Source organism: Albidovulum sp. (assembly GCF_049646345.1).
Lineage (GTDB): Bacteria > Pseudomonadota > Alphaproteobacteria > Rhodobacterales > Rhodobacteraceae > Albidovulum.
In genome coordinates this window covers 1-3,022 of sequence record NZ_JBARVQ010000223.1, presented here as the reverse complement: position 1 = coordinate 3,022, position 3,022 = coordinate 1, and the positions used below count along the sequence as shown (strand labels likewise).

Sequence of the window (3,022 nt, the reverse complement as noted above, 5' to 3'; positions counted from 1 at the left end):
GGCCTATATCGGTCCCGGCGTCGGCGCTGGCGCAATTGCTGCGGTTCTTGGCGTATTGGGGTCCATCTTCCTCGCCATCGTGGCGGTCCTTTACTACCCGATCAAGCGGATGATGAAGAACCGCAAGGCGAAAGCGGCAAAGGATTCGGGCAACAGCGAGCCCGCTGAATAACATGATCTGGCTTTTTGTCCTCCTCGCCGGCGTCCTCGCCAGCGAGGCTTTTCTTCGCCTGCCGCTCTTGCCGGTGATCCGCAAGGTCACGGCGACCGCGCAGAAATCCGGCCGGGTGCTGAAAAGCAAGCGCATCTCGGATCACTGGAAGGAAAAGATCCTGCCCTCCTATTCCTGGGTAATCGGCAAAGGATCAATCCAGTTCTTCGTGATGCTCATGCTGGCGCTCGCGCCGGTGGCACTTCTGGGGCTGGTCTTTCCCGGTGGCATGGCTGCCTGGGGTGACGCGCTTCTGCGTCCTGTCGTGATCATCGTCCTCTGCGTCGTCTCGATTGCCTATATCTGGGTCCGGCTCAAGGTGATCCGTGGCTGACTATTCCGCGCTTGACCGCATCCTGCACCGGCTGGCGCTGGCCGCACCGGCGACGGCCGAGATGATGCACGACATTGAACGCGGCATGCATCTGAAGACAGCGCCCAAAGATACCGGCCGCCACGTCTTCGTCACCGGCCTTGCCCGCGCGGGCACGACGATCCTGATGAGCGAGATTCACCGCACCGGCGAATTCGGCTCGCTCACCTATGCCGATATGCCCTTCGTGCTGGCCCCGAACCTCTGGGCCAAACTCAGCCGCAAGGGGTCAAAGCCGGGGGTAAAGGCCGAGCGCGCCCATGGCGACGGGATCGAGGTCGACACCCAAAGCCCCGAGGCTTTGGATGAGGTCTATTGGCGCATTTTCGACGGCAAGTCCTATATCGGCGAGGACGGTCTTAAGGTGCACAGGCCCGATGCCGATCTGATCGCAGGTTACCGCGACCTGATCCGGCTGGTGCTGAAAAAGACCGGCAAGACCCGCTATGTCTCGAAGAACAACAACAACATCCTCCGGCTGGGCACGCTGGCCAAGGCGATGCCCAAGGCCGAATTCCTCGTGCCGCTCCGCCGTCCGCTTGACCATGCGGCGAGCCTTCTGGGCCAGCACAGGCGCTTTCTCGAAGCCGATCCGTTCATCCGCGACTACATGACTTGGCTCGGCCACCACGAATTCGGCGCGACGCATCGGCCCTTCCTGTTTGACGCGCGGCCCGAGGGCGATCCCGGCAGCATGGATTACTGGCTGCGCGCCTGGATATCGGCCTATTCGGCGCTCGACCCGGTTGAGGCTGCGGCAGACAACGTGACCTTCGTGCCCTACGAGGCGCTGAGCGCTGATCCGGTCGTCTGGCAGGCCGTTGCGCAGCGGATCGGCGTGACACCCGACATGCCGCAGGAACTGCGCCCGGTCAGCGAACGCGCACCGGATGCACATGATGCAGCACTCGCGGCCAAGGCCGAAGCGCTGCATGCGCGCCTCTCGGCACGAGGCTTTGCCGCTTTGGGGCTTGGCGGGTAGCTGCCGTTTCTGCCCGTAAGGTGGGTTTCAACCCACCACCCCCTGCGGTCCGGCCTTGCGGGGCCTCGGTCGATCTGGCAGATTTCGGCATGTCAGAACGAAGCCAGCCCACCACATCTGATCCGATCACATCCTGCCGGCACGCGACCCGGCCAAGGATGCGCCAAGCGGGCAAGGCTTCGCGACCATTTTCAGCGGAGCAGCATTCATGAACGCACAAGGCGAAATGCCGATCCTGATGCCGCAGGTCGCAGCGCCCGAGGCCTTTACAGATGCCGAGGCCGCCGTCTCGCGGCTTGAGGCGCTTTACACCCAGGCGACGCGGTTCCTGTTCGACAAGTTCAGCGAAACCGTTGCGGGCATACGCCCCAAGGCAAGGGTCCGCGCCTTCTACCCCGAGGTGCGGATCACCACGACAAGCCATGCCAAGGCCGACAGCCGCCTTAGCTATGGACATGTCGCAATCCCCGGCACCTATACCGCGACGATCACCCGGCCGGATCTGTTCCGGAACTACCTTGTTCAGCAGCTCGGTCTTCTGATCCAGAACCACGGCGTGCCGGTCATCGTCGGGCCCAGTGCCACGCCGATCCCGGTCCATTTCGCCGTGGCGTCGAACCCTGCGGTTTCGATCCCGCAGGAAGGCGTGCTCGACTTTCCCTTGCGCGATGTCTTCGACGTGCCCGATCTGGCGACCACGAACGACGACATCGTCAATGGCACGGCGGCCCCCAATGCTGACGGTTCCGGGCATCTCGCCCCCTTTACCGCACAGCGTGTGGATTATTCGCTGGCCCGCCTGTCCCATTACACCGCGACCGATCCGGTGCATTTCCAGAACCATGTCCTGTTCACCAACTACCAGTTCTATGTAGATGAGTTCGAGGCCTTCGCCCGCAAGGCGCTGGCCGATCCCGCTTCGGGCTATACTGCCTTCGTCGCGCCGGGAAACCATGAGATCACGGTCGAGGATGGCGATATCCCGCAATTACCAAAGCTGCCGCAGATGCCGACCTATCACCTGAAGCGGCGCGGCGGGCAGGGGATCACGTTGGTCAATATCGGTGTCGGCCCTTCAAATGCCAAAACCGCGACCGATCATATCGCGGTCCTGCGCCCACATGCCTGGCTGATGGTCGGCCATTGCGCAGGCCTCAGGAACAGCCAGTCGCTTGGCGATTTCGTCCTGGCCCATGCTTACCTGCGCGAAGACAAGGTGCTGGATGACGATCTGCCGGTCTGGGTGCCGGTGCCGGCACTGGCCGAGATCCAGATCGCGCTGCAGGAAGCCGTCACCGAGGTTTCGGAGATTGAGGGGTTCGAGCTGAAGCGCATCATGCGGACCGGCACCGTTGCCACCGTCGACAACCGCAACTGGGAACTCCGCGACCAGACCGGCCCGGTGCAGCGGCTCAGCCAGTCCCGCGCCATCGCGCTTGACATGGAAAGTGCGACG

At 63.0% G+C, this 3,022-nt stretch carries 3 protein-coding genes; all 3 read left to right on the top strand.

Features of this window, described 5'->3' with window-relative positions; all coding sequences use genetic code 11:
- The first annotated feature begins 173 nt into the window (after positions 1–173).
- Positions 174–545, top strand: coding sequence for a hypothetical protein (locus WBB85_RS05410; protein ID WP_432637608.1), 372 nt, complete (start codon positions 174–176; stop codon positions 543–545).
- Positions 538–1,566: a sulfotransferase gene (locus WBB85_RS05405; protein ID WP_432637607.1), complete on the top strand. Its 1,029-nt coding sequence runs from the start codon at positions 538–540 to the stop codon at positions 1,564–1,566. The genes WBB85_RS05410 and WBB85_RS05405 overlap by 8 nt, the downstream gene beginning before the upstream one ends.
- Before the next feature lie 208 nt (positions 1,567–1,774).
- On the top strand, positions 1,775–3,022 hold a 1,248-nt coding region (locus WBB85_RS05400), incomplete at its 3' end, for an AMP nucleosidase (RefSeq protein WP_432637606.1).

Bases quoted from the DNA above. Each gene is read 5' to 3' on its own strand.
- WBB85_RS05410 (WP_432637608.1), top strand. From the start codon at position 174: ATGATCTGGCTTTTTGTCCTCCTCGCCGGCGTCCTCGCCAGCGAGGCT.